At 70.0% G+C, this 25040-nt stretch carries 23 protein-coding genes; 9 read left to right on the top strand and 14 right to left on the bottom strand.

The annotated features are described in order from the left end of the window. Positions 1–21: 21 nt before the first annotated feature. Both Aco03nite_RS22865 and Aco03nite_RS22870 read left to right on the top strand, forming a co-directional pair. Complete coding sequence (locus tag Aco03nite_RS22865) at positions 22–567, top strand: RNA polymerase sigma factor (RefSeq protein WP_203797658.1); 546 nt, start codon at positions 22–24, stop codon at positions 565–567. After that, positions 564–1583 carry a hypothetical protein gene (locus tag Aco03nite_RS22870; protein ID WP_203797659.1) on the top strand — a complete coding sequence of 340 codons (1020 nt, stop codon included), beginning with the start codon at positions 564–566 and terminating at the stop codon, positions 1581–1583. The genes Aco03nite_RS22865 and Aco03nite_RS22870 overlap by 4 nt, the downstream gene beginning before the upstream one ends. Positions 1584–1594: 11 nt before the next feature. Here the strand turns inward: Aco03nite_RS22870 and Aco03nite_RS22875 are convergent, their stop codons facing one another. Continuing rightward, the gene (locus tag Aco03nite_RS22875) at positions 1595–2884 is read right to left on the bottom strand and encodes a DUF2252 domain-containing protein (RefSeq protein ID WP_373872628.1); all 1290 of its coding nucleotides are present in this window, start codon (positions 2882–2884) and stop codon (positions 1595–1597) included. Positions 2885–2933: 49 nt separating this feature from the next. Here Aco03nite_RS22875 and hemC point away from each other — a divergent pair, with 49 nt between their 5' ends. Continuing rightward, the gene (gene hemC, locus Aco03nite_RS22880; RefSeq protein ID WP_203797660.1) at positions 2934–3860 is read left to right on the top strand and encodes a hydroxymethylbilane synthase; all 927 of its coding nucleotides are present in this window, start codon (positions 2934–2936) and stop codon (positions 3858–3860) included. On the opposite strand, the gene Aco03nite_RS22885 is transcribed toward hemC, so the two are convergent. The 4 genes from Aco03nite_RS22885 to Aco03nite_RS22900 all read right to left on the bottom strand — a co-directional run bounded on the left by Aco03nite_RS22885 (position 3844) and on the right by Aco03nite_RS22900 (position 8988). After that, on the bottom strand, positions 3844–4476 hold the full coding sequence (locus tag Aco03nite_RS22885; RefSeq protein ID WP_239145349.1) for an NADH-quinone oxidoreductase subunit B: 633 nt from the start codon (positions 4474–4476) through the stop codon (positions 3844–3846). The genes hemC and Aco03nite_RS22885 overlap by 17 nt on opposite strands. 149 nt (positions 4477–4625) lie before the next feature. Beyond that, complete coding sequence (locus Aco03nite_RS22890; protein WP_203797661.1) at positions 4626–5972, bottom strand: MFS transporter; 1347 nt, start codon at positions 5970–5972, stop codon at positions 4626–4628. 141 nt (positions 5973–6113) lie between these two features. Further along, positions 6114–7583: a pyridoxal phosphate-dependent decarboxylase family protein gene (locus Aco03nite_RS22895; protein WP_203797662.1), complete on the bottom strand. Its 1470-nt coding sequence runs from the start codon at positions 7581–7583 to the stop codon at positions 6114–6116. A 10-nt stretch (positions 7584–7593) separates the two neighbouring features. Then, positions 7594–8988, bottom strand: a complete 1395-nt coding sequence (locus Aco03nite_RS22900) for an MFS transporter (RefSeq protein ID WP_203797663.1) — start codon at positions 8986–8988, stop codon at positions 7594–7596. A gap of 49 nt (positions 8989–9037) precedes the next feature. Between Aco03nite_RS22900 and Aco03nite_RS22905 the strand changes: the two genes are divergently transcribed. Further along, positions 9038–10429, top strand: a complete 1392-nt coding sequence (locus tag Aco03nite_RS22905; RefSeq protein ID WP_203797664.1) for a gamma-glutamyltransferase — start codon at positions 9038–9040, stop codon at positions 10427–10429. Between the two features lie 311 nt (positions 10430–10740). Here the strand turns inward: Aco03nite_RS22905 and Aco03nite_RS22910 are convergent, their stop codons facing one another. Further along, positions 10741–11664: an NAD-dependent epimerase/dehydratase family protein gene (locus Aco03nite_RS22910; protein ID WP_203797666.1), complete on the bottom strand. Its 924-nt coding sequence runs from the start codon at positions 11662–11664 to the stop codon at positions 10741–10743. A gap of 278 nt (positions 11665–11942) precedes the next feature. On the opposite strand from Aco03nite_RS22910, the gene Aco03nite_RS22915 reads away from it, so the two are divergent. Then, a complete protein-coding gene (locus tag Aco03nite_RS22915; protein ID WP_203797668.1) occupies positions 11943–12599 on the top strand; it encodes a TetR/AcrR family transcriptional regulator in 657 nt (218 codons plus the stop codon). A 106-nt stretch (positions 12600–12705) separates the two neighbouring features. On the opposite strand, the gene Aco03nite_RS22920 is transcribed toward Aco03nite_RS22915, so the two are convergent. Next, positions 12706–13509 carry a class I SAM-dependent methyltransferase gene (locus Aco03nite_RS22920; RefSeq protein ID WP_239145350.1) on the bottom strand — a complete coding sequence of 268 codons (804 nt, stop codon included), beginning with the start codon at positions 13507–13509 and terminating at the stop codon, positions 12706–12708. Beyond that, entirely contained in the window at positions 13497–13799 is a 303-nt protein-coding gene (locus Aco03nite_RS22925) for an MGMT family protein (RefSeq protein ID WP_203797670.1), read from the bottom strand. The genes Aco03nite_RS22920 and Aco03nite_RS22925 overlap by 13 nt, the downstream gene beginning before the upstream one ends. Positions 13800–13861: 62 nt before the next feature. On the opposite strand from Aco03nite_RS22925, the gene proB reads away from it, so the two are divergent. Then, positions 13862–14974, top strand: a complete 1113-nt coding sequence (gene proB / locus Aco03nite_RS22930; RefSeq protein WP_203797672.1) for a glutamate 5-kinase — start codon at positions 13862–13864, stop codon at positions 14972–14974. Positions 14975–14995: 21 nt separating this feature from the next. Then, positions 14996–16237 (top strand): glutamate-5-semialdehyde dehydrogenase, encoded by a 1242-nt coding sequence (locus Aco03nite_RS22935; protein WP_203797674.1) that lies wholly within the window; start codon positions 14996–14998, stop codon positions 16235–16237. 5 nt (positions 16238–16242) lie between these two features. On the opposite strand, the gene Aco03nite_RS22940 is transcribed toward Aco03nite_RS22935, so the two are convergent. From Aco03nite_RS22940 to Aco03nite_RS22965, 6 genes are all read right to left on the bottom strand, one after another. Continuing rightward, a complete protein-coding gene (locus Aco03nite_RS22940; RefSeq protein WP_203797675.1) occupies positions 16243–17046 on the bottom strand; it encodes a prenyltransferase/squalene oxidase repeat-containing protein in 804 nt (267 codons plus the stop codon). A gap of 88 nt (positions 17047–17134) precedes the next feature. Beyond that, on the bottom strand, positions 17135–18316 hold the full coding sequence (gene moeZ, locus Aco03nite_RS22945; protein WP_203797677.1) for an adenylyltransferase/sulfurtransferase MoeZ: 1182 nt from the start codon (positions 18314–18316) through the stop codon (positions 17135–17137). 108 nt (positions 18317–18424) lie between these two features. Beyond that, a complete protein-coding gene (locus tag Aco03nite_RS53075; RefSeq protein WP_239145351.1) occupies positions 18425–20029 on the bottom strand; it encodes a DUF3152 domain-containing protein in 1605 nt (534 codons plus the stop codon). Between the two features lie 167 nt (positions 20030–20196). Further along, complete coding sequence (locus tag Aco03nite_RS22955; RefSeq protein ID WP_203797679.1) at positions 20197–21027, bottom strand: DUF3152 domain-containing protein; 831 nt, start codon at positions 21025–21027, stop codon at positions 20197–20199. Positions 21028–21112: 85 nt separating this feature from the next. Continuing rightward, a complete protein-coding gene (locus Aco03nite_RS22960; protein WP_203797681.1) occupies positions 21113–22081 on the bottom strand; it encodes an alpha/beta fold hydrolase in 969 nt (322 codons plus the stop codon). Further along, positions 22081–23754 carry a Daple gene (locus tag Aco03nite_RS22965; protein ID WP_239145352.1) on the bottom strand — a complete coding sequence of 558 codons (1674 nt, stop codon included), beginning with the start codon at positions 23752–23754 and terminating at the stop codon, positions 22081–22083. Before Aco03nite_RS22965 ends, Aco03nite_RS22960 begins: the two co-directional genes overlap by 1 nt. A 302-nt stretch (positions 23755–24056) precedes the next feature. On the opposite strand from Aco03nite_RS22965, the gene Aco03nite_RS22970 reads away from it, so the two are divergent. Together Aco03nite_RS22970 and Aco03nite_RS22975 are read left to right on the top strand one after the other, a co-directional pair. Continuing rightward, a complete protein-coding gene (locus tag Aco03nite_RS22970; protein ID WP_203797686.1) occupies positions 24057–24716 on the top strand; it encodes a TetR/AcrR family transcriptional regulator in 660 nt (219 codons plus the stop codon). Positions 24717–24757: 41 nt separating this feature from the next. Then, entirely contained in the window at positions 24758–24982 is a 225-nt protein-coding gene (locus Aco03nite_RS22975; protein WP_092548968.1) for a DUF3107 domain-containing protein, read from the top strand. The last annotated feature ends 58 nt before the right edge of the window (positions 24983–25040 follow it).

Below are 25040 nucleotides of genomic sequence, written 5' to 3' on the forward strand. Positions count from 1 at the left end.
AGGGCTCGGCGTGTAGTCGCCATGACAGCCATCGTCGAGCCCCGATCGGAGACGCCGGACCCCGTGCAACATGATCCGCCGTCGTTCGACGAGGTCTACGCCGCGCACTTCGCCGACCTGACCGTGCAGCTGTACGCCTACTTCGGCGACCGGCAGGAAGCACAGGACGTGGTCCAGGAGGCGTTCTGCCGGGCGTTCGCCCGATGGAAGACCATTTCCGGGTACGACGATCCGGTCGCGTGGATCCGCCGGGTCGCCTGGAATCTGGCGGTCAGCCGGTGGCGCCGCGCCCGGACCGCACTCGGCTTCCTGCGCGGGCAGCGGATCGCCGAACCAGCCGCCGAAGGGCCCAGCCCGGAGCGGATCGCCCTGGTCGCCGCGCTCGGCACCCTGCCTCCGGCCCAGCGCCGGGCGGTGGTCCTGCACTACCTGGCCGACCTGCCGACCGCCGAGATCGCCCAGCGGGAGCGGGTCACCGAAGCCGCTGTCCGCTCCAACCTGCACCGCGGCCGGGCGGCACTGGCAGCCCAGCTCAAGACTTCGGACTCGCGTGGGGGTGCGGCATGACCACTGATCATCTGGAAGCCCTCTTCGCGGATCTGCGCGCCGAGACCCTGCCCGAGGTCCAGCCACCGGGAACACCTGCCGTCCGGCAGACCGTGCGCCGCCGCCGGACCAGGCGCGCGGTGCTCTCCGCGGCCGCGGCGGTCCTGCTGATCGCCGGTGGGATCACCGTGGTGAACGGCCACCGGTCCGCTGCCCCGCCGGCCGACGGGATCCCGTCACCGGCACCGTCGGTTTCCGCTCCCGCGGCTCCGGTTTCCCCCTTCCGGCAGGCCGACATCGCCCGGCAGACCCTGCTCGACGGTGACTACGGGACGCCGCTGATCGACCTCGCCGAGCCGGTGATCAACAACTATGCGGCCTCGCACGGCACCTACCCCGGCCAGTTGGTGCTCCGCGCCACCTGTGCCGGAACCGGCAGTTTCGAGCTGTACGTCGATTCCCAGATGAAGAAGAGGGGACGCCAGACACGGCTCGCCAGCCTGAAGGTGCCGTGTTCCGCCGAGCCCGTCCCGGTGGCCATGCCCCTCACCATGACGGCGGATGCCTTCGTGCACACGTTCCGGATCCACGAGGCCCCCGAACGCACCGTCGACAAGGCCGGATTCGCCTATCAGGTCTACAGCAAGAGCGGCGCACCCGTCACCGGAAGCCCGGAGCCCTTCGACGAATTCGACCCCGACCGGCGGTTGGACCTGACCGGGCGGGAGATCGTGTTCGAGGGAGTGGCGCGGCCCGGAAGTGATGTTCCGGGCGCCCCTCGGCCGACTGTTCCGGCGGGTGACTACGCGCTCCTGACGAAGTGCACCGGAAAGCCCGCCATCGGGCGGATGACGGTGGGTCGACTCCGGCCGATGGGCTCGGGCTTCGACCTCATCGCCTCAGCGGATTCACCCTGCACCGAGCCGGCCGGGAAGCAGGTCGAGACCCCGGTGAGCTGGACCGGCGATCCGGCGGAGATCTCCTTCGGGCTCGTCACCGAAGAGGGCCTGCTGCACTACGCCCTCGTCCGGAGGTAGCGCTCACCGCGTCACAGGCCGGGGAGGCGGCCGTTGCGGAAGACGTCGACGAAATCCTGGTGGTCCTCGCGGGCCTGGTCACCGTACCGGTGTGCGAACTCGACCAGATGCCGTACAAAAGCCGCCTCGTCCTTGTCGACGACCGCCACGATCGCCTCCTCGGTGGAGAAGTCGACGAGGTCATGACTCGACTCGTCGTCGGCGACCGAGTGCATACGGGCCACCGCCCGGCCCAGGTCGGCGATCACCCCGGACAGTTCCTCCGGCTCGTTCACGTCCGACCAGTCGAGATCGGCGGCGTACGGCGACACCTCCGCCACCAGCTGACCGACCCCGTCCAGCTCGGTGAAACCCAGCCACGGGTCGGCGTGCGCCTGGAGTGCCCGCTGCGACTCCGCCGTACGGTGGCCCTGGTGCTTGAAGTAGCTCTTGACCCGCTCGTCGTCGATCCAGCGGGCCACGGCCGGGACCTGCGCCTGCTTCATGTAGATGATCACGTCGTTCTCCAGGGCCTCGGTGTGGCCTTCGAGAAGCAGGTTGTACGACGGCAGCCCGGCCGAGCCGATGCCGACGCCCTTGCGCAGCTTGATGTCCTTGATGTGTGTCGACACCGGGCGGGTCGACTCGGGCAGCGTGCCCAGGTAGCGGTCGAAGGCTGTCTTCACCCGTTCGGACGTCTCACCGTCGACGTCGTAGACGCCGTCACCGAGGGAGAACCGGCGCTCGAAGTCGTCGACCGTGGTCTGGCTGTCCAGCAGATCGACACGCGTGTTGAGGCGGGCCTCCTGGAGCACCCGGCGCAGCACCCCGTCGGCGTTCGCCAGGGTGATCGACCCGATCGCGTCGTCGCCGCCGTGCGCGATGGCCCGCAGCTCGGTCAGGTACGACCTGGCGAACTCGCTGACCAGGGCGGTGATGTGATCGTCGGAGAGCGCCTTGGAGTAGCCGATCAGGGCCACGCTGGCGGCGAACCGCTTCAGGTCCCAGCTGAACGGGCCCACGTACGCCTCGTCGAAGTCGTTGACGTTGAAGACGAGATGCCCGGACGAGTTCATGTAGGTGCCGAAGTTCTCGGCGTGCAGGTCACCGTGGATCCAGACGCGGCTGGTCCGCTCGTCGAGAAAACTGTCATCTCGGAAATCGCCGCTCAAATCGGCGTAGAAAAGTGACGCGCTGCCCCGGTAGAACGCGAACGGGGACGCCGCCATCTTCCGGAATTTGCGCCGGAAAGCGGCCGGGTCCTGCGCCATGAGCTCGCCGAACTCCCGGCTCAGGACGTCGATGATGAAGTCGGCCCTCATGTCGGCCACGCTACTCAGCCCGGTCGACCCTATGGTTACGCTTTCCGCTATGTCCGCTTCCCGTCTGGTGCGCATCGGCACCCGGTCCTCCCCCATGGCACTCGCCCAGGTCGAGAGGGTCCGCCGGCTGCTCGCCGATCTGCGACCGGAACTCACCGTCGAGGTCGTCCCGCTCACCACCAGCGGCGACCGGTGGCAGGGGGCGCTGTCCGAGCTCGGCGGGAAGGGCGCGTTCACCAAAGAGGTCGACCAGGCGATCCTCGACGGGCGGGCCGACCTGGCCGTGCACTGCGTCAAGGACGTGCCCGGCGACCGGCCCGCACCCGCCGGCACGGTGTTCGCCGGCTACCTGACCCGGGACGACGTGCGCGACTGCCTCGTTGACCCGCAAGGGCGTTCGCTCGACACGCTGCCGGCCGGAACCCGGGTGGGCACCTCCGCCGTCCGGCGCATCGCCCAGCTCAACCTGCACTGGCCGCACCTCACACCGGTCCCGATCCGGGGCAACGCCAACTCCCGGCTCGCCAAACTCGACGCCGGGGAGTACGACGTGCTCCTGCTCGCCGTCGCCGGACTGCACCGGATCGACCTGCCGGCCCGGATCACCCATCCGATCGACGTGGACACGTTCGTGCCCGCCGTCGGGTCCGGCACCCTCGTCCTGCAGTGCCGCCGCGACGACGAGTTCGCGTTGTCCGTCGCTTCAGTTCTCGATGATCGGCGGACCGCTCAGGAGACCGAGGCCGAGCGGACCATGTTGCACATCCTGCAAGGCAGCTGCTCGTCGCCGATCGGCGGTTACGCCCGCACCGAACCGGACGGGCGGATCAGCCTGCGGGCCCGGGTGATCAGCCTGGACGGGAAGACCGTGCTGGACGCGCACGAGTGGGCCGCGGATTCGGTCGTGCTCGGCACCTCGGTCGCCGCCGCACTGCTGCGCCAAGGAGCCCGGGAGATCCTCACTCAGGCCGGTTGACGCTCTCCGGCTTTTGATCGCTCACCGGCTTTTGATCGCTCACCGGCTTTTGATCGCTCACCGGCTTTTGATCGCTCACCGGCTTTTGATCGCTCACCGGCTTTTTGATCATGGGCGCTGTCAGCGCCAGCGGGTCCGGGCGGTGCACACCGCCCACTCCCGACTGCTCGGCCGCGATCTTCTCCTGCAACTTCAGGATGCCGTGCAGCAGCGCCTCCGGCCGCGGCGGGCAACCCGGCACGTAGACGTCCACCGGGATGATCTGGTCGACGCCCTTGGTGACCGAATAGGAATCCCAATACGGTCCGCCGCAGTTCGAGCAGGAGCCGAAGGAGATCACATACTTCGGCTCCGGCATCTGGTCGTACAGCCGCTTGATCGCCGGGGCCATCTTGTCGGTGACCGTGCCCGACACCACCATCAGGTCGGCTTGGCGCGGCCCGTGCGCGAACGGGATCACCCCGAGCCGCATGAAGTCGTGCCGCGCCATGCTCGACGCGATGAACTCGATGGCGCAACACGCCAGTCCGAAATTGAACACCCAGAGCGAATAACGCCGCCCCCAGTTCAACACGAACCGGATGGGTTCCCCGAGCACTCCTGGCAGACCGGCCATCCGGTCAACCTAACGCATCCCGCTGTACGCCTACCGCGGTGTCACCGGCGTTCGCGGAGCTACGGGGTCACCGTCCCGGGCTACGGGTCACCGTCCTGGGGCTACGGTTCACCGTCTCGGGCTACGTGTCACCGTCCTGGGGCTACGGGTCACCGTCCCGCGCTACGTGTCACCGTCCCGGGGCTACGGGTCACCGTCACCACCGCGGCCAGCAGCGGCGGGGCGGCGGCCAGGGCGAAACACACCGCGAGCGGCAGGCGGGTCAGCAGCAGACCGACCAGGGCGGTGCCCGCCGAATTGGCCAGGTTGAACGCGGTGTTCACCCAGGCCCCGGCCTGGATCCTGGTCTCCGGGGTGGCGGACTCGTCGGCCAGCAGGTAGGCGGTGGACAACGCCGGGGAGACGAACAGCCCGATCACCGCCGCGCAGCCCGCCAGCAGGTAGAGATTCCCGGCCAGCCCGGACAACGCGAACGTCACCCCGAGCCCGGCAGCAAGCATCCGCAGCCGGTGGGCCTCCGAGAGTCGCCAGGTCACAGCCCCGTAGGCCAATCCACCGACAACACTGCCCACGGCGAGAGCCGCCTCGATCCAGGCGACGGCGGCGAGCCGGCCCGCATTCTGGGCGAAGGCGACGACCAGCAGGCTGAGAGCCCCGAGACACATACCGACAGCCGCAGAAATCACAATCGGCCGGTACGAGTGAGCCAAAACCCGCAGCCCGCTCACCGCCTCGGCTGCCGCCGCTTCCGACACAACCGTTTCGGATGCCGCCGCTCCCGTCACAACTGCCTCGTGCACCGCCGCTCCCGACACAACCGTTTCGGATGCCGCCACTCCCGTCACAACCGCTTCTTGTGCCGCCACTCCCGCCACGAACGGGGCCGACCCGCCCGTTTCGGGGGCCGGCGTGGCTTTGTCGCCGGGCGTCTGGCGTTGTTCGCCGGCCGCGCGGTGCTTTACCGCGGGCGACGTGATCAGCAGGAGGCTTCCGGTCAGGATCAGGGCGGCGCTCAGAGCCACACCCAGCGCCGGGTTGGCGATCGCGGCGACAGCTCCCGCTACCAGGGGCCCGACGATGTACAGCGTCTCCTCGGCCACCGTGTCCACCGAGAAAGCCCGCTGCCGCAGATCCGGATCAGGCAGCAGATCACTCCAGATCGACCGCATGATCGGGCCGAGCGGCGGGGTCGACGACCCGGCGAGAACCGCCAGCACGTACAGCGGAAGATCGGCAACCGACGTGCCGGGCCGCCAGGTGGCGACGGCGATCGCCGCCAGAGCCGACACGTAGACGACGACCATCGGCGGCAGCGCACGCCGCAGGCCGTACCGGTCGATGAACCGGGCCCGCACCGGCGAGAGCACCGCACTACTCAGACCGAAAAGGGCGACTAAGACACCGGCCACGCTGTACGACCCGGTGGCCCGGACGACGGCGAGCATGACGGCCAGAAAGAGAATGCCGTACGAGAGCCGGCCGACCAAAGCGGGCAAAAAGGTGCGAACTGCATGAGGGGTACGCAGTACAGCAGCGTATGAGGGCATGACTTTTCCTCGAAGGACGATGCGACAGGGCGGCGGAGTAATGCCGCGCACCTACGCACAGAGGAAAGCCATGAGCGCCACTCTAACGGGTCATGGTCGCTGGAGCAGACTCAGAAATCCGGCCAGAAGAGCCTCCCGGAGCATCGGCGGAGCCGCATTCAGCACACTGTTCACAGCGGCCATCCGCCCGAAATCACCACCCGCCTTGTTCGATCCGCCCGCCGCGCCGGCTCCGTTTGTGCTGGTGCGTAGGCCCAGACTCGCGGCCAAAGCGGCTATCAGGTCCGGGGTGATCATCTCGGGGGTCAGGGGTGGCAGTGGGGGCAGCTCGATCGGGCCTTGGGCACGGGTCGTCGCCACCGCTTCGGCAAGATCGGTGGCGAAAGCAGGCACGGTGGCCCGGACCGCTGCGGTCACCGTCAGGTGGATCGTGGGCGGTAGGTCGGCGAACGCCATCTGGGGCTGGGTGTGCCAACCCCGGGCCGCCAATTCGTCGACCAGAACGAAGAGGTCCACGCCGTCGTCGGTGGTCAGGCAGACCACGCTGGTCTCGGCAGGGGCGAAGAGGCGTACTCCATCGGTGGTTTCGACAGCCGCCGCGAGAGTCGTCACCGCCGAGCGGGTCGTGGCGGCCAGATCCAGATAGCCCTCGTCGCCGATGCTGCGCAGCGTGGCATAGGCGGCAGCGATCGGGCCGCCGGAACGGGTGGACGAGATCACCGGGTTGACCATGGTGTAGCCGGGCCAGCCCGCATACGCGAAGTACTGCGACCTGCGCAATTCCTCGGACGCGTGCAGCAGGATCGAGACACCCTTCGGTGCGTAGGCGTATTTGTGCAGGTCAACCGAAATGCTCGTGACACCGGGAACCGAGAGATCAAAATCGGGCAGCCCCGGCGTGGGGCTGGAGGCCAGGCGGCGTAGGTAGGGCAGGATCCAGCCGCCGAAGCAGGCGTCGACGTGGAAGCGGATGTTGTGTGCGGCGGCGATGGCGGCCAGCTCCGGGATGGGGTCGACGACGCCGTGGGCGTAGCTCGGGGCTGAGACGGCCATCAGGACCGTCTCGGGGGTGATCGCGGCGGCCATCGCCTGCGGGTCGGCCCTCAGGTCTCGCACCGGGACGGTGTCCAGCTCGACTCTCAGGTAGTGCGCCGCTTTCGCGAAGGCCGCGTGTGCGGTGGACGGGACGACCAGACGCGGCCGGGTGATGTCGGGGCGGGAGTCACGCGCTGCTTTGACGGCCAGGATCAGGGACTCGGTGCCGCCGCTGGTCACACTGCCGACCGTCTCGCTGCCACCGCCGAGCAATCGGGCCGCCGCCGCGACCAGCGCGTTCTCCATCGCCAGCAGGGACGGGAACGCGGTCGGGTCGAGGCCGTTGACGTGGTCGGACGTCGCGTGGGCGGCGCGGGCCAGGTCGTCGAGGCCGTCGAGAGCCGGGTCGTAGACGTAGGCGAACAGCCGGCCGCCGTGTGTCGGCAGGTCAGCGCCGCGCATCTCGCGCAGCTCGGCGAGGATCTGCTCGCCCGGAACGCCCTTCGCGGGCAGCGCATCGGTCATGCCCGCGACGCTATCCCTTCTCCGGCGCCGGACCCTCGGTTGTCCACAGCGGCGACTTATCCACAGGGCCGTCGGCGGCCTCGGCCCGATCGTCGTACCTTCGCAGCAGCACCACGGCAGCCCCGACCAGCAGGGCCGGGACGACCGTGAAGCCGAGCAGCACCCCGAGTCGTGCCGTGTCGCTCTGAGCGGCCGACTCACCGGTGGCCGACGAGACGTAACCGAAAATCTGGAGGATCAATGCGTAGATTCCCGGACCGAGCGCCAGCCCGAGCGTCTCCCCCGCGGTCCACAGGCCGGTGAAGACGCCGGCCTGGCGACGGCCGGTGCGAGCGGTGTCGTAGGCGATGCAGTCCGGCAGCATGGCCAGTGCGAAGACCTGCTGCCCGGCGTAACCGACACCCACCAGGGCGACGATCAGGTAGACGGCGACCGCGGGCAGGACCGGCGAGACGACCAGGGCCAGGGCTCCGAGGGCGAAGAGCAGCGAGGCCGCGACCAGGGAGCGCAATTTCCCGTGGCGTTTACCGACGGCTGACCAGAGCGGCATGACCAGCAGGGCCGGGCCGACGAACGCGGCGAACAGGAAGGTCGAGGCGGATTTCTGGGCCAGGACGTGGTCCCCGAAGAACTTGACCCCGGCCAGCATGGTGCCGATGCCGGCGGCCTGGACGATCCAGCAGATCAGCAGGGCACGGAAAGGGGCGTTGCCGTTGGCTACCCGCAGTTGGGCACGGAGACTCGGCTCGGATTCGGAGGCGGAGAGGGTGGCTGCTCCACGCGTACCGAAAAAGGTGGCAAGGGTGCCCACGACGATGAGTGCGCCGACGAACGCTCCGGACCACCGGTGGCCTTCGCGGCCGCCGCCGGTGGCTTCGACGACCAGCGGGGCGAGTGCGCCGGAGATCAGGATGGCCAGGGCGAGGATCGCGACGCGCCAGGTCATCAGCCGGGTGCGTTCGGCGTACCCGTCGGTCAGCTCGGCGGGCATCGCGACGTAGGGCACCTGGAAGAAGGCGAACGCGGTGGCGGCGGCGAGGAAGACGAGGGCGACCCAGGCCCCGGAGGCCGGCCCACCCGGGAACGGCGCCGCGAAGATGGCGGCGAAGAGCACCCCCAGCAGCAGTCCGGCCACGAGCAGGAAGGGGCGACGAGAACCGCGGCGGTCCGAGATCCGGCCGGCTACCGGATTGACGAGGACATCCCATGCCTTCGGTAGGAGAACCAGGAGTCCGGAGATACCCGCGGCCACACCGAGTGTGTCGGTCAGATAAGGCAGAAGAAGCAAACCGGGCACCGTGCTGAAAGCTCCGGTGACCAGCGAGCCGAGCGCATATCCAGCCAAAACATTGCGAGGCAGGCCACCCGACGGAGGGACCACGAGAGAGGGACCGGAGGTCGTCATCGACGCGCATCGTAACCATGATCGGTCTGATCCGCCTACGCTCGCCGCTATGAAAAGCGTTGCTGCCGGCGTCGCCGCCAGTCACCCGGCGACCGCTCGAACCGGGATGCGCGTGCTGGAAGCCGGAGGGTCCGCAGCCGACGCCGCGGTGGCCGCGGTGCTGGCCTGCTGCGTCGCCGAGACCGTCTACACGGGGCTGGGCGGGGGCGGGTTCGCCACCTTCTACGAGGCGAGTACGCGCGAGGTCACCTGTCTCGACTTCTTCGTGGCGGTGCCGGGGCTCGACGGCGACCGCAGCGCGGCGGACATGGTGGCGGTGGACGTGTTCTTCGGGGGGCTGCCACAGATCTACTCGATCGGCGGCGCCAGTGTGGCGGTGCCGGGAGTACCGGCCGGGCTCGGTGAGGTGCATCGCCGCTGGGGCCGGCTGCCCTGGCCCGAGGTGGTGGCGCCGGCCGCCGGTCTGGCCCGAACCGGGGTGCTGCTGCCACCGGCTCACGCGCGGACGCTGGAGTCGTGTGCGCCGGCGCTGGCGTACGGCGAAGGGGCCACCTCCTATCAACCGGGTGGACGGCTGTTGCAGGGCGATGAGCTGCTGTTCCACTCCGGGCTGGCGACGGCGATGGACGCACTGGCCAGTGACGGGCCGGAGGTCTTCTACAGCGGGGAGTACGGGAAGCTGCTCGTCGACACGGTTCGGGAGTCGGGTGGGGCGATCGGGCCGGCTGACCTCGCGGCCTACCGGGTCGAGTCGGTTCCGGTGGATCACGCGCCGCTTGCCGGTTATCGGGTGCATGCGCGTCATGATCTGAATCGGACCGTGGACACGATCGGTGCTCTGCCGACCGACCTGTCGCGGCCAGGGCGGGCTCCCGGAGTGGCGAGTGCCCTGGTCAACCGGGGGCAGCAGCGGCTCGGGGACACCACCAACGTCTCGGTCGTGGATACCGAGGGCAACGCCTGCGTGATCACCACGACGCTCGGGCTGGGTGCCGGGGTGTGGCTTCCGGGGCTGGGCATCAATCTGAACTCGATGCTCGGTGAAGGAGAGCTGCTCTCCGAGGAACTGGTGCCGGGGCAGCGGATGTCGTCGTACATGTGCCCGCTCGTGGTGACCTCGCCGGATGGTGGGCTGGCTGTCGCGGCGGGGTCGGCCGGGGCCTCCCGGATCCGGACGGCGCTCATCGACACGCTGCTCGGGGTGCTGGTCGACGGGGTGAGCGTGCCGGAGGCGATCGCCCGGCCGCGGTTTCACGCGGTGGAGGACACCGTGCATGCCGAAGCCGGCTGCCCGCCCGGTGAGCTGGAGGCTCTGGCGGGTGCCGGCTGGCAGATCGTGGAGTGGCCGGAGATCAACCACTACTTCGGTGGGGTGACCGCGGTCGGCGATGCCGGTGCGGCGGGAGATCCACGGAGAGGCGGGGTCGGGATGCTGCTCTGACCAGCGGCGCGAGAAGCGGGCTGTCTGCCGCACCCGGTGCGAGCTTCGCGCGGGGCGTGGGCTGCGCAAAGTAGCGCGGTGGGCAACTCAGGGCCGCGACTTGCTTGGGATCGCGAGTTAGGCGGGCCGTGGGTGACGCGAGCCCGCTTAGGCAGGCCGTGGGTGACGCTGACCCGCGGGTTCCACGAGGCCGCAGGTTCCACGACGGCCACGGGTTTCGCGAGCCTGAGGTTCCGCGAGCCTGAGGTTCCGCGAGGCTGGGATTCCGCGAGGCTGCGGAGTGCCAGGTGGTTGGGCTGTGGGGAGGCGGGTCACATGGTTCGGGCGGCGGTGGCCTTTGCGGAGGCTGCGGTTTCGTGGAGAGGGACGTCCAGGTCGGTGGGGGTCAGGCCGAAGGTGCGTTCGGTGGTGGAGGAGTCCAGGATGAATGGGGCGTAGAACTGGTAGTCCATCTCGGCCAGCTCTCGGGCCATCGGGACGGCCAGGCCCGCGGTGCGCATCACGAAGCGGGGCAGTTTGTGGATCGTCAGGTGGGGCTGGCCGGTCAGGTCGCAGTAGCGGTTGGACAGTTCGCGGATGCTGATCGCCTTCGGTGACGGGACGTGCCAGGCGCGGCCCCAGGCTCGGTCGTCGCGGGCCAGTTCGACCAGGGTGCGGGCCATGTCGCCGGTGTAGGTGAAGGTGTGCGGGGCGTCCACGTCGGCGGGAGCCCAGGCGGCGCGGCCGGCGCTGATCGCGGGCAGCAGCACGCTGGAGAAGACGCCCACCGCGCCGGCGCCCAGGTAGTCGGAGGCGCGGGCCTCGAACGTGCGCACCCCGCTGCTCAGGGCGTCCTGCCACATCTGGATGCGGATGCGGCCCTTGCGGCCGGTGGCGGCCAGCGGTGACTCCTCGGTCATGTGGCCGCCGGGCTGGGTGCCGTAGCCGTACAGGTTGCCGGTGATGGCGTAGACCGCTCCGGACGACTTGGCGGCGGCGATCATCGCGTTGTTCATCGGGAACCACTTCTCGGTCCACTCGGTGTATTTCGGGTTGGCGCAGTTGTAGATCACCTCGGCGCCCTCGGCCAGCTCGGTGAGGCGCCGGGTGTCGGAGGCGTCGGCGGCGACCCGCTCGATCAGCTGATGCTCCGGGCCGCTGCCACTGCGGGTCACCATGCGGACCCGCTCGCCGCGCTCGACGAGCAGGCGGGCGACGGTGGAGCCGATGGGACCGGAACCGACGACGACGTGCATGGCGTTCTCCTTTGTGAGCACTGCTCTCTGTTGAGAACAACGATCGCACGAGCGCGGCCGGAAAAGCAAGAGCAGTGCTCTCGTTATGGCACACTGACCTCATGAGCGAGCTACCACCAGGCACGACGCCGACGAACCGGGACGCAGTGGGAGAACCCCGCCAAGGGCTGAGAGCTTCGGAAGAGCGGAGGTTCGAACCGGGGCGGGGGGCCGAAGAGGGGCGGGGGGCATCTGGAGGGCGGGGGGCTTCGGGGGTTCGGGCTCGGGTTCGGGCTGAGATGACTGGGGAGATCAAGGCTGTTGCCCGGCGGCATCTGGCTACTGACGGGGCCAATCTGTCGTTGCGGGCGGTTGCCCGGGATCTGGGGATGGCCTCGTCGGCGGTTTACCGGTACTTCGCCAGCCGGGACGAGCTGCTCACGGCGCTGATCATCGACGCCTACAACACTGTGGGTGAGGCCGCTGAGGTGGCCGCCTCGGGGCAGACCACGCCCCTGGAGAAGTGGCTGGCGGCGGGGCATGCGGCTCGGGACTGGGCGCTTGCCAATCCGCACGAGTGGGCGCTCATTTACGGCAGTCCGGTTCCCGGCTATCAGGCGCCGGAGGACACCATCGTGCCGGCCACCCGGATTCTGCTGCTGCTGGGCGCGATCCTGACCGAGGCCTACCAGGCCGGCGCCGTCTCCGAGCGGGAGCCGCTCACCGGGCGGTTCATCGAGGAGCTGGCACCTATTGCGGCGCAGTACTCCCCCGGCATGCCGACCCGGGGTATCGCCGAGACCATCGCCGCCTTCTTCCAGTTCTGCGGCGCGATCAGTTACGAGCTGTTCGGGCAGCTCAAGAACTCGGTCGAGGAGGACCGGCGGGGCTTCTTCGAGTTCCAGATGCGCACCGCGGCAACAACCGCGGGCCTGATCGACACCGCCGCGAGGTAGCAAAGCAAGGCAGCCAACGCGAGGTGGCAAAGCAAGGCAGCCAAGCGAGACAGCCGAGCAAGGCTGAAAAGCGAAAGAAGGGCCGAAGGAGAAGCCAAAGAAAGGCTTACCGAGCCCGCAACAAATGGCCTCCGGACGTCGCGGGCGGGACGTCGGTGCGGCCGAAGTAACGCGCGGCCAGCGCCGACGGCCCCAGATCCTCGATCTCGGCAAACCCGAGTGACCGCATCCGGGAGTCGATCTCGTCAGGCTCGAAGTAGCTGAGCCACGGTTCGCCGAGTGCGGCGACCCGATCAGCACGAGCTTCCAGAGCCACCCGACGCTCCCCGACCGCGACCGCAGGTGACTGGGCGTAGTCAAAAACGACTTCGTGCCCAACGGTCACGGCCAGCGTCTCGGCAAAGGCATCAGGCGTCAGATAGGGCACGACGCCGAGCCACATGAAGAACGACGGCCGCTCAACGGAAAGGTGGGCGGCCAGCGACGAGGTCTCGAAGTCGACGCCCAGATAACGCACGTTGGGCGGCACATCGATACCGGCCGAGGCCAACTGCTCCCGTTTCCACGCCTGCGTGTCCGGATGGTCGACTTCAACGACCGAAAGATCCAGATCCTGATTGCGGTACGCGAAAGTGTCCAGCCCCGCCCCCAGCACCACGACCTGCCGCACTCCACGGGACACCGCGGCGGCCAGCGCGTCCTCGGCGAACCGGTGCCGGGCCGCGATGAACAGGCGCATGCCCCGGCGCGGTGCGTCGGCGAGCAGCACGGAATTCGGTTCGCCGGAAAGGCGTACCGCCAGATCGTCTTGGAAAATGGCACCGCCCTCCAGGAGCTGATGGGCGGCCCGGTAGCGCGCGGCGCTCCAGGCGGTCCGGCTGGGTGACCCGGCCCGCATCAGGGCATCCATCCGGCGTCGGCGATCAGCACCCGGTCGCCGCGCATCGGCACGCCCTCGGCCAGCAGCAACGCTTTGGCGCGGGCCTCGTGCCCGGGTGGGAGGCGCCCGCCGCCGCTGCACACCCGGTACCAGGGGACGGCGCTGCCGTGCAGCGACATGATCCGCCCGACCTGTCGTGGCGAGTTGCGGCCGGAGCGGTCGGCCAGGGCGTCAGCGATGGCGCCGTACGACATGACCCGGCCTTCCGGGATGCGCTCCACGAGGCTGAGGACCTCTTCGACGTACTCCTGTGGTGTCATCACCCGCCACGATATGGGATCGGACCACGATCGACGACCGCCTGCCGAGCACAATGGGCCGGGTGCGGGATGTGGTTACCGGTGCGCGCCGGATCGTGGTCAAGGTGGGTTCGTCCTCGCTGACCACGACGGCGGGCGGCATCGACGAGCAACGGGTCGACGCCCTGATCGACGAGCTGGGCAGACTCTCGAAAGACAACCGTGAGGTGGTCCTGGTCTCCAGCGGCGCGATCGCCGCCGGTCTGGCGCCGCTGCATCTGCCGCGCCGGCCGCGTGACCTGGCCACTCAGCAGGCCGCCGCCTCGGTCGGCCAGGGCCTGCTGATCGGGCGGTACATCTCCGGTTTCGCCAGGCACGGCATCGCGGTCGGGCAGGTGCTGCTGACCGTGGACGACGTGACCCGGCGGGCGCACTACCGCAACGCCTATCGCACGCTGCGCAAACTGCTCGACCTGGGCGCGCTGCCGATCGTCAACGAGAACGACACGGTGGCCACCGAGGAGATCCGGTTCGGCGACAACGACCGGCTGGCCGCGCTGGTGGCGGTGCTGGCCGACGCGGATCTGCTGGTGCTGCTCTCCGACGTGGACGCGCTCTACACCGGCAATCCGGCCGATCCGGCGGCGCGGAAGATCCCGCTGGTCCGCGACGATCGCGACCTCGACGGGGTGACGATCGGCTCGGCCGGCAAGTCCGGTGTCGGCACCGGTGGCATGGTCACCAAGGTGGAGGCGGCCCGGATCGCGACCGGTTTCGGTATCCCGGTGGTGTTGACCGCGGCGCCGCTGGCGGCCGAGGCGCTGGCCGGCAAGGAGGTCGGCACGCTGTTCGAGGCGGCGGCGAAACGGCCGGCGGCCCGGCTGTTCTGGCTGGCCCACGCCACGTCGCCGCGCGGTCGCCTGCACCTGGACGCGGGCGCGGTCGCCGCGGTGGTGGCCCGGCGCAAGTCGCTGCTGCCGGCCGGGATCACCGCGGTGGACGGGTCGTTCGCGGCGGGTGATCCGGTGGACCTGGTGGACGCCGGTTCCGGCACCCCGGTGGCCCGTGGCCTGGTCAACTACGACGCGGTGGAGCTGCCGGCGCTGCTCGGCCGGTCCACTGGGGAGTTGGCCGCGGAGCTGGGCCCAGGATATGAACGAGAGGTCGTCCACCGCGACGACCTGGTCCTTCTTTAACAGCGCTAGGGAGTGCAGAAAATGAGCGTGCTGGAGCAGGCCGCCGCCGCACGGGTCGCCGCCATCGATCTCGCCCGGGCCACCCGCGCCGAGAAGGACGCCGCCCTGCTGCTGATGGCCGACCGGATGGTCGAGCGGGCCGACGACATCGTCCACGCCAACGGGGTGGACATCACGAACGCCCGGGCGAACGGCCTGTCCGAGGCGATGATCGACCGGCTGACGCTCACCGGGGAGCGGGTCGCGGCGATGGCCGACGGGCTGCGCCAGCTGGCCGCGCTGCCGGATCCGATCGGTGACGTGGTGCGCGGTTCGACCCTGGCCAACGGGCTGGAGTTGCGGCAGGTGCGGGTGCCGTTCGGCGTGGTCGGGATGATCTACGAGGGTCGTCCGAACGTGACCGCCGACGCCGCCGGGATCTGTCTGAAGTCCGGCAACGCGGCCCTGCTGCGCGGGTCCGGTTCGGCGTTCTCGTCGAACGCGGCGATCGTCGCGGTGCTGCGCAAGGCGGTCGCCGACGCGGGGCTGCCGGTCAACACGATCCAGCTGCTCGACGCCACCACCCGCGACTCGGTGAAGGACCTGATGAAGGCCCGGGGCCTGGTCGACGTGCTGATCCCGCGCGGTGGCGCCTCGCTGATCAAGACGGTGGTCGAGGAGTCGACGGTGCCGGTGATCGAGACCGGGGTGGGCAACTGCCACGTCTACGTGGACGCGGCCGCCGATCTGGAGAAGGCGCTGGCGGTCACGGTCAACTCGAAGACGCAGCGCTACTCCACCTGCAACACCGCCGAGTCGCTGCTGGTGCACGCGGAGATCGCGGACACGTTCCTGCCGCTGGTGCTGGAGGAGTTGCAGAGCCGCGGCGTCACCGTGCACGGCGACGCCCGGGTGGCGGGTCACGGCGACGCGGTGGTCGCCGCCACCGACGACGACTGGGGTACGGAGTACCTGTCCCCGGACATCGCGGTGGCGGTCGTCGACTCCCTGGACGACGCCCTGGACCACATCCGGCGGTGGGGCACCGGCCACACCGAGGCCATCGTCAGCGAGTCGACCACCGCGACCAGGCGTTTCGTCGCCGGTGTGGACGCGGCCGCGGTGATGGTCAACGCGTCGACCCGGTTCACCGACGGCGGCGAGTTCGGTTTCGGCGCGGAGATCGGCATCAGCACCCAGAAACTGCACGCCCGTGGTCCGATGGGCCTGCCGGAGCTGACCTCCACGAAGTACGTGGTGACCGGAAACGGTCACACCCGCTAGAGCTTTTAACGCACGGCCCGCAGCGCCGTCAGCGTCGCGTTGACGTCGAAGAGCGGGCCCTCGTTGCTGTCCCATCCGCCGTCCGGGCGCTGCGTCTCACCCAGTCGTTTCCAGGCGCCCGGCAGCAGCCAGTCGTCGCCCAGGTTGACCCGGCGCAGCGCCACCGCCATCGACGCCACGTCGGCCGGGGACATGTCCGGCAGGCGGCCGCCGAGCACCTGCTGGACGCGGGCCGACTCGTAGAAGAAGTTCTGCTGGTGCAGGAGCCCGGCGGCGTACCAGCCGGTGGCCAGGAACGACGGCCAGCTGCCGTCCGGGCGGAGCTGGGCCACCACCCACGTCGCCGACGAGCGCACTGTCTCCCCGTACGGCGAACGGGTTTGGAAGGGGTCGGTCGCGACCGCCGCGGCGGTGAGCCAGAAGCCGGCCAGCGAGGTCAGGTAGAGCGTCGCCTCGGGGTCGCCGGGCAGTGCCCAGGACGGCGCCAGATCGGCCAGCGACCCGTGCTCCTGCCAGGTGCCGTCACCGCGCTGCGCGGAGGCCAGCCACTGGAGGGCCCGCTCGCCGATCGGGCTGGTCAGGGCGCCGATGTCGTCGAGCTCGGCGAGGCGGAAGCAGGTGGCGTCGATCGATGGGATCGCGCCGTCGGCGGAGGCGGGCCAGCCGCCCTCGGGCATCTGCCCGGCGGCGATCCGTTCCACGGTTTCCGGCGGGGGCGGCTGACCGGTCCGGATGTGGGACAACCGCGCCCGTTCGACGGGGTCACCATGGGCGACCACATATCCGATCGCGGCGTCTATATCGATCACGGTGACGACGGTACCGGCCGAACCTGTCGAACGCAGGCCCCCGCACACCGGGGAGTCACCCGTTGGTGACTCCCCGGGACGAAAACGATCAGTACGACGGGAGCGACGGGTCGACCGTGTTGACCCAGGAGACGATGCCGCCCTGGACGTGCACGGCGTCCTTGAAACCGGCCGCCTTGAGCGCGGCGAGGGCCTCCGCCGAGCGCACGCCCGACTTGCAGTGCAGGACGATCTGCTTGTCCTGCGGGAACTGCGCCAGGGCCGCGCCGGACAGGATGTCGCCCTTCGGGATCAGGACCGCGCCGGGGATCCGGTTGATCTCCCACTCGGCCGGCTCGCGGACGTCGGCGAGGAAGACGTCCTTGCCGCTGTCCTGCCAGTCCTTCAGCTCGCGGGCGGTGATCGTGGAACCGGTGATCGCCTCCTGCGCCTCGACCGAGACGGCGCCGCAGAAGTCCTCGTAGTCCTCGAGCAGGTCGGTGACGGTCGGGTTGTCGCCGCAGAGCGCGCAGTCCGGGTCCTTACGGACCTTGATCTTGCGGTACTCCATCTCCAGGGCGTCGTAGACCATCAGCCGGCCGACCAGCGGCTCACCGATGCCGGTGATCAGCTTGATCGCCTCGTTGACCTGGATCGAGCCGATCGACGCGCAGAGCACACCGAGCACGCCGCCCTCGGCACAGCTCGGGACCATGCCGGGCGGCGGGGGCTCCGGGTAGAGGCAGCGGTAGCAGGGACCGTGCTCCTCCCAGAAGACCGAGGCCTGGCCGTCGAAACGGTAGATCGATCCCCAGACGTACGGCTTACCCAACAGCACGGCGGCGTCGTTGACCATGTACCGCGTGGCGAAGTTGTCGGTGCCGTCGACGATCAGGTCGTACTGGCTGAAGATCTCTTTGACGTTGTCGCGGTCCAGCGCGGTGTTGTGGATGACCACGTTCACCAGCGGGTTGATCTCCGCGATGCTGCGGGCCGCCGACTCCGCCTTGGGCGTGCCCACGTCCGAGACGCCGTGGATGACCTGACGCTGCAGGTTGGACTCGTCGACCGTGTCGAAGTCGATGATGCCGAGCGTGCCCACCCCGGCCGCGGCCAGGTAGAGCAGAGCCGGCGAGCCGAGGCCGCCCGCGCCGACCGCGAGGACCTTGGCGTTCTTCAGGCGCTTCTGCCCGTCCATCCCGACGTCGGGGATGATCAGGTGACGCGAGTAGCGGCGGATCTCGTCGACGCTCAGCTCAGCTGCCGGCTCGACGAGCGGTGGCAGACCCACATTCACTCCCCGGGTTGGTGATAAAGGATCGCCGCCCATTGTTGCTCGGTTCGCGGGCTCGTATCCATGACGTCGGCCACGGGCCCGACATGCGGGATAGGGAATATTTCAAGCGACCGGCTCGCCCCGGTAACGCTCGCCGTCCAGGTAGGGCCACGCGTTCGGGGTACACCCCTTCAGACCGAACGTCTGCTGCTGCATCACCGGCGCCGGCTCGCCCTTGCCCGGGCACGCCTCGTGATCGTGCCCCAGCTCGTGCCCGACCTCGTGGTTGATCGCGTACCGGCGGTAGGTGGTCAATCGGTCCCCGAACTCGGGCACCGCACCGGACCACCGGTCGGCATTGATGATCACCTTGCCGGGCACCCGGCACGAGGTGTAACCCTCGGTGTCCAGGCCGCCCGTCGCGCACATCTTCTCCGAGGTCTCCGCGGACGCCAGATAGATGGTGAAGTCCACGTCGTCACCGGCCTTCGGCACCCGGCGCATCCGCAGCTTGCCGGTGTGCACCCAGCTCCGGTCGTCACCGAGCGTCTCGTCGATCGCCGCGGCGAAATCCGCGGGCGCGGTGTCCGCGACGACCTCCTCGACCGCCACCCGGAAGCGGTACAGGCGACCGGCCTCACCGAGCATCGGACCGCGGCTCCGCTCGTACGCGAAATCGCCTCTCTTGCCGGGTTTGCTGGTCGGCTCCTCAGTCGGTGCACCGGTCGGCTCCTGGACCGCCTGCGCCCCACCGGTGGGTTCCGGGGCCTCCACCGGACCGGCCTGCTCGGCCGGCTGGGCGGCGTCCATCCGCGGAGTGACAGGCTTCTCGTTGTTCCACACCTCATGACCGACGATCAAGAGCAGAAGGACCGCCATTACGTACGCCACCAGAACCGCACGCCTGCGCCGCCGGATCCGCCGGGCCGCCGGTGACTCGGGCACCAGGTGCCGGGCGACGTACTCGTCCTCGTCCTCGTCCTCGTCCGGCTCGGCCGCCGTCTCCAGCGGTTCCTCGGGGGCGAACAGCACGTCGGGCCGGAAGTCGGGCTCCGGGACGTAGATCCGCTCCTCGGTGACCGGCTCGAACTCCGGCACGTGATGCCGGCCCTCCGGCTCGGGAACCGTCTCGACCCGGGGCGGGACCTGGATGTTCTCCGCGAGGTTCCGTTCCAGCAGGGCCTTCGGCGGCCACAGGTTGTCCGGCAGCTCGGCCGGCAGGCGCAGGCTCGACGGCAGGCCACGCCGGTTCGGGGTCTGCGGGTACTGGCTCTCCGGCGGCAGCGCCGGGGTCTCCACCGGGTCCTCGATCATCTCCGGGGCGGGCAGAGCCTCCGGGGCGGGCAGGGCCTTCGGCACGCCGGTACGGACCGTGCGCCGGACGCCGGTGGCCCGGGGGCCGACGGTGGTTCCGGGCGCCGTCATCGGGTCGCCGGGATCCGGGGCGGGCGGCGGCGGTTCCGGGGTGCGCGGCCGGGAGGCGGCGAGCCGTTCCGCGGCGAGTTCCACGATGCCGCGGGTCATCTCCGGCGTCTCCGGCGTCTCCGGACTCTTCGCGACCGGCCGGCGGCGCTCCTCGGCCGCGGTCTTGCGGGCCGGTGTGCGGGCCGCCGACGTCCGCGCCGAGGTGCTCTTGACCGGTTTCTCCGCCGCCTGCTCCGCGGTGGTGGACTTCTTCGCCGCCGGTCTGCGGGCGGGCTTACGGGCCGGCTCGGTGGAGGCGGTCACCGGATTCTTCGCGGTGGCCGTCGCCGGCACGGTACGGGCACGGGCCCGGCCACGCCGCTCACTACCGGCGTCCGGGTCAACAGGGCCATTTGTCGCGTTTGCCATAGCAAGCGAAAGCCTGCCACGACCTAACCGTCCGTCACTGCACTTTCACGTTTCCGTACCTGTCAGATGCGCGGTCCGACCAGGTCCTTGCCGTTGCGGCGCGGCCACGAGTACGGCTTGCAGCCACGCAACGTCAGGGTCTGCTGCACCATCACCGGCGCCGGGCCATTCGCCTTGGGGCAGTTCTCGTGCCGGTGCCCCAGCTCGTGGCCGACCTCGTGGTTGATCACGTACCGGCGGTACTCGGCCAGGCCGATCTCCGCCTCCAGGTACGGCGTCGACGACTTCCGCCACCGGTCCAGGTTGATGATCGCCTTGCCGGTGGTCCGGCACGAGGTGAACGGTACCCCGCCGATCGTGACGTTGGTGCCACCCTGCAGGCACATCCGCCCGGTCGTGGTCCGCGTCGCCAGATAGACGGTGAAGTCGGCCTTGTCCGAGCCGGCCACCATCTGCAGCCGCAGGTCGCCGGACCCGGACCAGCTCCGCTCGTCCTCCAGCGTGGCCCGCACCTGCGCGGTGAACTCGGCGACGTCCTCGCCACTGCCCTTCTCCACCGCGACCTTGAACCGGCGGAGCGTGCCCTTCTTCCCGGCGACCTCACCACGCTCGGTGGAGTAGGTGAACTCGCCGGAGCCCTTGACCGGGACCTTGCCGTCGAGTTTCAGCACGTCCTCGGCGAGTGGCTCCGGCTCGTCGGTGGCCACGATCTCCACCGGCTCCTCCGACTCGACCGGCTCGGCCGGCGCCGGCGGCGTGACGCTCGCCGGAGGTGGCGTCACGAACGACGCGGCGGGCTCAACAGGTGTCCGGCTGCCGACCAGGAGCGCGGTCACCCCGAGCGAAACCAGAGTGACGGCGAGCACCACGAGCCAGATCCGCTGCCATCTCATCGATGGGAGATTTCCACACTCCACTCACCGAATCCGCCCGGGGAGGATCATGGTGCCCTGCGTTACATCAGGCAACCTAACCGGCTCAAACGTTTCCGCTGGTGGGCTGGCGGACCTCGTCCAGCAGGCCGACGACGGCACGGGCCACCACCCGGGGAACCTCCATCTGGGCGACATGACCGACACCCGGAAGGATGAGCAGCCGCCCGTCCGGGACGATCCGGGCCACCTGCGCCGGCACCCGCGGGTCGACCAGTTTGTCGGTCAGGCCACCGATCACCAGCGTGGGCGCCTCGACCCGGGCGGCCAGACGCCACTGCGAGTCCTCACCCGGCAGGTAGGCCCGCAGGAAGCTGGCGACCAGGCCACGCAACGTGCCGAGATAGGCCTTCGGATAGTGGGCGACGGTGAACCGGAGCTGGATCTCCTCCATCGCCTCGGCCCGGCGCTGCGGATGCACCTTGGTGGTGTCGCCGAAACACGCCGCCAGCACCTGCTCGGCCATCTGCTCGGCGGTGAGCCGGGTGAGCGCCCAGGCCATCAGGCGCTCGGCGCCGGGCAGCGCCAGCAGCGGCAGCACCGGGCCCTGCGCGGTCCGCCGCGGGTTCAGGAACGGCATCGCCGGCGAGATCAGCGTCAGGGTCCGGACCAGGTCCGGCCGGAGCGCCGCCACCCGCACCGAGATCGAGCCGCCGAGCGAGTTGCCGATCAGGTGGACCGGACCGCGGCCGGACTGGTCCAGGTAGTCGATCAGGGTCGACGAGAAGGCCGGAATCGAGTACCTCGGGCTGGGATCGCTGTAGCCGAAGCCGGGCAGGTCGACCGCCTGCGCGTCGAGCCGGTCGGCGAGCAGCCCGGCCAGATCGGTGAAATTCTGCGAGGAGCCGCCCAGGCCGTGCACATAGACGGCGGGCTCGGCCTCGGGACTCAGCCCGGGGGTGTCCCGGACGTGCAGCATCGCGCCGCCGACCGAGACCCGGCGAGCGGGCCACGGCGGCGGAATCTGACCATCCGGCAACAGCGAGCTGTCGTCGGCGAGAATCGCACCCTTCATCAGGCCAAGAGTGCCTCAAGTCGACGGTTGACGGCCGCCAATGTGGCGCGGACCATCGCGTGCCTGTCGTCTCCGGTCACCACAGCCGATCCGGCCAGCTGCTCGACCCAGCCGCCGCCGCACGAGAGCAGCAGCACGACGACCGCGACCTGCATCGGCCCGAACGACACCGCGGCGGCGTGCTCGACGAAGCAGCGCGCCGGCCCGTCCGGGTGGGCGGAGGTGGAGAGCAGCTGGTCGACCGCACCGGCGGTGGCCGTCGCGCAGAGACGCAGGAGGTAGCCGTCGACCGCCGGGCCGGTGGCCACCCCCGCGGCGGTCCGGCCGCCGGCACGCAGCCGCACCTCGACGGTGGCCTCCGCACCGAACGTGTTGACGTGCACGTTCTCGATGATCACGCGCGGGCCGGGGTTGTCGCCCGGGTCCAGCGGGCGCGGCTTGGACGCGTCCGCCGGGACCAGCGCGGCCGGGGTGCTGATCACCGGCGCCGGCGACGGCACCTGCGGCGGCGGGGCCATCAACGGTGTCGGGGCCGGCATCGTGGGCACCGTGGGCATCGCGGAGACCGGGGCTGCCGGGCTCGAGACCGGGGCGACCGGGCTGGACACCGGACGGGCCGGGCTCGACACCGGACGGACCGGGCTCGACACCGGGCGCGCCGGACTGGACACCGGGGCGACCGGGAACGAGGCCCGGGCCTGGCGGGTGGGCTGACTGGGCAGCAGCGGCGTGCGCGGCGACGAGACCGGGGCACTGGACGGCCGGAGCGCGGCCGGCGGGTCGCCGGGCATGGCCGCGTCCAGACCCATCCGGTCCTGGAGCAGACGGGCCACCTGGCGGCTCACCTCGGCCGGGTCGGCGCCGTCGGACAGGTCGAGCCGGAGACTGTGCGCACCGGCCGGCGTGGCCCGCAACGACGCGTCCCGGACCCCGTCCACCTCGCGGACGGCGGCCAGGATGTCCTGGACGTCGAAGCCCTCCTGGCGCTCCTGGGCGGGCACGACGTCGCCGCGGCGCAGGTGCGTCGCTATCCGGGCCAATGCTGGTGCTTCGGCCGACGGCTCCACGGAGGGCGGCTCCGGAACTCTCGGGACGTCCGGCTGGGCCGGAACGCGCTGGGGCAGGACCCCGCGCGGCTCACCGTCGGCGTCGGTCTCGACGTCGCCGGCATCCGGCGGACCCGCTGAGGGGAACGACGGCGTACGCGGGAAGCTCGGCGAATCGTACGCCGAACCGTCACCGGACGGCCCGTCGAACGACGGCAGGCCCTGTGCCAGCGTGTCGGTCACCAGCGCGTGCCGGGACCGGATCGGGTCCGGGGCCGGGTCGGCGGCCGGCTGCTCGGGCAGCCAGTCCGGGCGGGGCGGCACCGGGGCCGAACCACGCTGCTGCGGGTACGAATCGTCCAGATCGCCCTCGTACGGGTACGGCGGAGCGCTGTTCGGGGTCGACGACAGCGGCGCCACCCCCGGCGGGCGGCGGTGGCCGAGAATGTCGGCGAGCCGGTTCCGGTCGGAGGACCACCCGTCCGTGGACCCGGACGAGGGAATCTCGGAACCCGGCGCGGCGGGAATGCCGGACGCCGGCGCGGTCCCGGTCGGTCGCTCGGCCGGGAACTGCTGCCGCCCGAAGGTGCGCCCGTCAGCCGGCCGCCGCCATGGAGGCGTGTCCACTCCCTGCTCCAAACCCGCTCCCGTGTTGGTCCACGGGCTCTCGTTACCCGCCCAGCCGTTCATCCGTGTGCGGTCTTGCGAGTCGGCTCCGTTGCCACCCGTTGAGGCTCCGGCGTCACCGGAATGCCCTGATTCATCCACCGCGTGCTCCTCGCTCGCCCCCGCTGAGGCTACCGTGTCGTTGCAGTGGCGATAAGTTGCAGCGTCGCGACAATTGCCCGCACGACCGCGACATGCGCCGAACCGGGCAATCCGAGACGACAAACCGCGGGGACACCAGACCCCCTGGGAGGTTCACAGAAATGACCGCTGCGTCCGGCGGGCCACAGACCGCACGACCCACCCGCCTGCCCCGCTCGGCCCGCCGCAAGCAGTTGCTGGCCGCCGCGCAGCAAGTCTTCGTCGCCCACGGCTACCACGCCGCGGCGATGGACGACATCGCGGAACGTGCCGGAGTCTCGAAGCCCGTCCTCTATCAGCACTTCCCCGGCAAGCTCGAGCTGTACCTGGCCCTGCTGGACACGCACTGCGACGCGATAATCGCCAAGGTGCGCGGGGCCATGCTGGCCTCCCCGGACAACAAGGACCGGGTGAAGGGCGCCGTTCGGGCGTACTTCGACTTCATGGATCACGAGAGCGAGGCGTTCCGTCTCGTCTTCGAGTCGGACCTGCGCAACGACCCCCAGGTCCGGCAGCGGGTGGAACGGGTCGAGCAGGGCTGCATCGCGGCTGTGACCGACACCATCATCTCCGACACCGGGCTCCGGGCCGACCAGGCCGAGCTGCTCGCCTCGGGCCTCGCCGGGGCCGCCGGGCAGGCCGCACAGTTCTGGCTGGCGAACGGCCGGCGTACGCCGAAAGCTGAAGCCGAAGCGCTCGTAGCTGCGCTGATCTGGCGTGGGATCGCCAGCTTCCCGCTTCAAGGCGATTCAACTGCCGGAACGGCTCCGGAAATCGGATAGCCTTTCGATCGGGTAGACGGATCTTTTTTGGGAGGGACTCCGTGGAGGTCAAGATCGGCGTGCAGCAGTCGCCGCGCGAGCTTGTGCTGGAGAGCGCTCAGACCCCGGCGGAGGTCGAGCAGGCCGTGACGGATGCTCTGGCCAAGGACGGTGTCCTGACACTGACTGACGAGAAGGGCCGCAAGGTGATCATCCCGATCGCCAAGGTGGCATACGTGGAGATCGCGGAGGCGACGCACCGTCCCTTCGGCTTCACCACTCGCTGAACCTCAGCGCCGGGAGGGATGCCCTGTCACAGGGCGCCCTCCCGTAACTCTCTCTCGG

Origin of the sequence: Actinoplanes couchii (assembly GCF_016862075.1) — a bacterium.
Classification (GTDB): domain Bacteria; phylum Actinomycetota; class Actinomycetes; order Mycobacteriales; family Micromonosporaceae; genus Actinoplanes; species Actinoplanes couchii.